Origin of the sequence: Dyella sp. (assembly GCF_035486915.1) — a bacterium.
Taxonomy (GTDB): Bacteria; Pseudomonadota; Gammaproteobacteria; order Xanthomonadales; family Rhodanobacteraceae; genus Dyella_B.
The window spans coordinates 1-4,175 of record NZ_DATHMR010000070.1; the positions used below are offsets into that span (position 1 = coordinate 1).

Consider the following 4,175-nt stretch of genomic DNA (forward strand, 5'->3'; position numbering starts at 1 on the left):
ACAAGCCAGTAGAGGGTTTTCATGCGTAGGTCCCCTTCATGGTGGCGACGAACAGATCGCTGACTGACGGACGGCGTATCTCGCCAAGTTCAGCCAGCCTTGTCTGATCGACACCGTCGAACAGGAAGATGCTCTTTCCGAACACTTGCCGTTCGTCCAGTGGATTCAATTGACGTGCCGTGGCGGCTTTATCCGCATTCACCAGCACTTCGGCAAAGCGGTCACCCATGGCTTCCATGTCCGTGTTCAAGACGATTTTCCCGTCGCGTATGAACATGAGGTCGGTGAGGATGTGTTCGATCTCCTCGACCTGATGCGTGGTGACAATGATCGTCTTGTTCTCGTCGAAATATTCTTCAAGCAACCGTTGGTAGAACTGCTTGCGGTAAAGAATGTCCAGGCCGAGCGTGGGTTCATCCAGTACCAGAAGCTTGGCATCGATGGCCATCACCAGCGCCAGATGCAGCTGGACGATCATGCCCTTGGACATTTGCCGCACGCGTTGATCGGGGGTGAGCTTGGTGCGGGCGAGGAACGCTTCGCATTTGGCGCGGTTGAAACGCGGGTGAATGTTGGCGACGAAGTCGATGGCTTCGCGCACACGAATCCAGCGCGGCAGTACTGCGACGTCGGCGATGAAGCAAACCTGCTCCATCAGTTTATTGCGCTGACTGCGCGGATCCATGCCGAGCACATCGAGTCGCCCCTGGAAATCGGTCAGGCCAAGGATCGCCTTGAGCGCGGTGGTCTTGCCGGCACCGTTAGGACCGATAAGACCCACGATACGGCCGGCTGGTATCTCGAAATTCACGTCATCCAGCGCAACCGTGTTCTTGTAGCGCTTGCTCAGACCACTGGCGGTGATGACCGCGTTCATGACTGATTCTCCGAATCCTGAGGTGCGTCGCGCATCAGGGTTTTCAGGTCGAGGCCAAGGCGCTGTAAACGTGCAAACAGTGCTGGCCATTCCTCTTTCAGGAAGCGCTCACGCTCGGACTTGAGCAGCGCCTCGCGGGCTCCGTCGGTGACAAACATCCCCAGCCCCCTCCTTTTTTCCACAAGTTGATCGTCGACCAGTTCCTGGTACGCCTTCGATACGGTGAGCGGATTGATTTGAAAATCCGCAGCAACCTGGCGTACTGACGGCAGCGGGTCGCCCTCGTTCAAGGCGCCGTCCAGGATCATCGCCACTACGCGTTCGCGTAGTTGGCGATAGATCGGGACGCTGTCGTTCCAGGTAATGGACATGGATTTATTCCTTGCTGATGCCGGCGAACTTGGTGGTGCCAAACGAATAGTAGGGCATGGACAGTTGCGCACCGAGAAGGCTGGCGCCGCTCTCCACATGGGCGGCGATCGGCGAGTTGAGGATGGTCAGATCCGCCGCAACCAGGAGCGAAGCGGCGCGTTCGTCAGCAGCAGTCGGGTGTACGAAGACGGGTGCGAGGTCGATGACCTTTGCGCCATTGATTTCGGTGACGTGGTCTTTCGGAGTGTTCGGGCTCAGGGCGACCAAGCTGACCGTGGTAAACAGAACCGCGGCGGTTAGGGCGATCGGGTTCGGTGCTTTCATGACGGCTCTCCTTAGTGATGTCGTGGACCGGTGTTGTAGTGAACTATAACACCATATCCGGAGCTGTCAACGACCACGTGCTATGACTGATGGCCTAGATGGCTTGACATCCCGAAAATGGCGTCAGACCGGGCTTTGACGGATCGCCTAGAACGAAATCGGGCCCGTTTCCCGGTGTAAGAAGAGCATGCTCGCGGGGCGATGGGGGCGGCAGCGGCCGATGTCAGGGATCGTTCCTGACAGATATCACCCGCTGCTGGCCCGTCTTTTAAGGCCTTGGTGGCGCGGCGGCCTTTGAGCGGTTGATACGCCGGCGCAATAGGGCGGACTGCAGCACACCCACACCGGTGCCCCCGGCCCAGTACAGACAGAGTCCGGCGCTGAGGTGCCACGTCACGAGGAGCGTCACGATCACCGGTAGCCAGTGGATCGCGGTTCTGGCCTGCTCGGACATCGTGGGATTGAGCGCCATAGCTGCAAAGCTCAGCAGCGCCACGAGAATGGCGAGCCATGCGTCAGGTCGGGCCAGCTTGCCGATCCACAGGAACGAGCCCGCACCCGCAACGCTTTGACGAATGGCCGCGTAGATGCCAGCACCTAATGGCGCCTGCACGATGGCGGTGAGCATGCCGCTACCCAATCCGCTGGTGACGCCATGTTTGCGATAGAGCGACTGCATGGCGCTGGCGTGCGCCGATGGATCTTTCGCATGGCGTTCGCGCAGCCGATCGAGTTCCGGCTTCAGCTTCAACAGCTTGGCCTGTCGATGCCACGCCTGTTCTGCGGCGTGCAACGTCATCGGCAACAAGATCAGGCGGACGGCCACCGCCATTGCAATCACGGCAAGCCCATAACTGCCGTCAAATACATGAGCGAGCTGCGTAAGTAGCCCGCCAATCCCATCCACGAACGTCGACCACATGCCAGCTCTCCCTTTGCCAGATGTCTGATGCGGCCAATTGGGCCAGGCCCGGAATGATTCAAGGTGGCGCAGTCGGCTAAGATCACAGATTGCCTGAGGGAGCACGTAGACATGTGGTACGCCATCACTGGCACGGATCATCCGGATTCGCTGGACCGCAGGCTGGCCGCACGCGGCGCGCATCTGGCGCGGCTGGAGAAGCTTCAGCAGGAAGGGCGTTTGCTGTTGGCCGGCCCGTTTCCGGCCATCGATAGCGATCAGCCGGGTCCCGCGGGTTTTACCGGCAGCTTGATTGTCGCCGAGTTTTCCTCGCTGGCCGAGGCCGAGCACTGGGCGAAGGCTGATCCGTACATCGAGGCGAATGTCTACGCGAGTGTCAGCGTCAAGCCATTCCGCAAGGTGCTTCCGGCATGACGGCAGCGATGGTCGAACAAATTCGCCACCGTCTCGATGCAGCATTGCATCCGGTCGAGTTGGAAGTGCTGGACGAAGGCCACAAGCACGCCGGCCACGCGAACGAAGGGAAGGGGCATTTCCATGTGCGCGTAGTAAGCATGCAATTTGCCGGTGTACCGCCGATCAAGCGTCATCGCCTCGTCTACGCCGCGCTGGGGGAGCTGATGGATAACGGCATCCACGCGCTTTCCATCGATGCAAAAGCGCCAGATTGATACGAATCAATCGGTTGGATCATGTTTCTCAGGTCACTCCCATCTCTAAACGCATTGCGATGCTGTCATGTGTTTGGCACAGTGACCCGTCGCCCACTCCGGTGGGCTATCACCTTTTTGAGCTGCTGACTCTGCATGCGCCTAACCACGATCAAACTCGCCGGGTTCAAGTCCTTCGTCGATCCGACCACCTTGCATCTGCCCACCAATATGACCGGTGTGGTCGGGCCGAACGGTTGCGGCAAATCCAACATCATCGACGCCATCCGCTGGGTCATGGGCGAAAGCGCGGCCAGCCGCCTGCGTGGTGACTCGCTCACCGACGTGATCTTCTCCGGTTCGAATGCGCGCAAGCCGGTAGGGCAGGCAACGGTCGAACTCATCTTCGACAACGCCGACGGCACCATACAAGGCGAGTACGCGCAATACGCCGAAATTTCGGTGAAGCGTCAGGTCACGCGCGATGGGCAATCGGCGTACTTCCTCAACGGTGCGCGCTGCCGTCGTCGCGATATCACGGATCTCTTCCTTGGCACCGGTCTGGGCCCACGCAGCTACTCGATCATCGAGCAGGGCATGATCAGCCAGATCATCGAAGCGCATCCGGAAGAGTTGCGCACGCATCTGGAAGAAGCTGCCGGCATTTCCAAATACAAGGAACGCCGCAAGGAAACCGAAAGCCGCATCAAGGCGACGCGCGAAAACCTCGATCGCGTGCGCGACGTGCGCGACGAAGTGGACAAGCAGCTTGAGCACTTGAATCGTCAGGCGCGCGCCGCCGAGCGCTGGAAAGCGTACAAGGAAGAGCAGACGCGCAAAGAAGCCGAACTGCGTGCGCTCGAATATCGCGGGCTGAAGAGCCAGCACGACGGGCAGGGTGAAGGCCTTTCCGCGGCGGAAATCGCCATCGAAAAACATCTCGCTACGCAGCGCCAGATCGAAGCGCAGATCGAAACTGCGCGCGAACGTCACACTGAGGCCAGCGAACATCTGAACTCGGTGCAGGGCG

Annotated in this window: 7 protein-coding genes; 3 read left to right on the forward strand and 4 right to left on the reverse strand. The window is 59.5% G+C overall.

What is annotated here, in order from left to right; all coding sequences use genetic code 11:
- Window positions 1-19 precede the first annotated feature (19 nt).
- The 4 genes from VK725_RS05705 to VK725_RS05720 form a co-directional block, all read right to left on the reverse strand.
- A complete protein-coding gene (locus tag VK725_RS05705; RefSeq protein WP_325317092.1) occupies window positions 20-877 on the reverse strand; it encodes an ABC transporter ATP-binding protein in 858 nt (285 codons plus the stop codon).
- On the reverse strand, window positions 874-1,248 hold the full coding sequence (locus VK725_RS05710) for a GntR family transcriptional regulator (RefSeq protein WP_325317093.1): 375 nt from the start codon (window positions 1,246-1,248) through the stop codon (window positions 874-876). The genes VK725_RS05705 and VK725_RS05710 overlap by 4 nt, the downstream gene beginning before the upstream one ends.
- 4 nt (window positions 1,249-1,252) lie before the next feature.
- Window positions 1,253-1,573, reverse strand: coding sequence for a hypothetical protein (locus tag VK725_RS05715; protein WP_325317094.1), 321 nt, complete (start codon window positions 1,571-1,573; stop codon window positions 1,253-1,255).
- Window positions 1,574-1,841: 268 nt separating this feature from the next.
- Window positions 1,842-2,495: a membrane protein insertase YidC gene (locus VK725_RS05720; protein WP_325317095.1), complete on the reverse strand. Its 654-nt coding sequence runs from the start codon at window positions 2,493-2,495 to the stop codon at window positions 1,842-1,844.
- Window positions 2,496-2,606: 111 nt separating this feature from the next.
- Between VK725_RS05720 and VK725_RS05725 the strand changes: the two genes are divergently transcribed.
- The 3 genes from VK725_RS05725 to VK725_RS05735 all read left to right on the forward strand — a co-directional run.
- Entirely contained in the window at window positions 2,607-2,909 is a 303-nt protein-coding gene (locus VK725_RS05725) for a YciI family protein (protein WP_325317096.1), read from the forward strand.
- Window positions 2,906-3,166, forward strand: coding sequence for a BolA family protein (locus VK725_RS05730; protein WP_325317097.1), 261 nt, complete (start codon window positions 2,906-2,908; stop codon window positions 3,164-3,166). The genes VK725_RS05725 and VK725_RS05730 overlap by 4 nt, the downstream gene beginning before the upstream one ends.
- 135 nt (window positions 3,167-3,301) lie before the next feature.
- Window positions 3,302-4,175: chromosome segregation SMC family protein (locus VK725_RS05735; RefSeq protein ID WP_325317098.1), on the forward strand; the 874-nt coding region annotated here is incomplete at its 3' end.

Bases quoted from the DNA above. Each gene is read 5' to 3' on its own strand.
- VK725_RS05730 (WP_325317097.1), top strand. From the start codon at position 2,906: ATGACGGCAGCGATGGTCGAACAAATTCGCCACCGTCTCGATGCAGCA.
- VK725_RS05710 (WP_325317093.1), bottom strand. From the start codon at position 1,248: ATGTCCATTACCTGGAACGACAGCGTCCCGATCTATCGCCAACTACGC.
- VK725_RS05720 (WP_325317095.1), bottom strand. From the start codon at position 2,495: ATGTGGTCGACGTTCGTGGATGGGATTGGCGGGCTACTTACGCAGCTC.
- VK725_RS05715 (WP_325317094.1), bottom strand. From the start codon at position 1,573: ATGAAAGCACCGAACCCGATCGCCCTAACCGCCGCGGTTCTGTTTACC.
- VK725_RS05725 (WP_325317096.1), top strand. From the start codon at position 2,607: ATGTGGTACGCCATCACTGGCACGGATCATCCGGATTCGCTGGACCGC.
- VK725_RS05705 (WP_325317092.1), bottom strand. From the start codon at position 877: ATGAACGCGGTCATCACCGCCAGTGGTCTGAGCAAGCGCTACAAGAAC.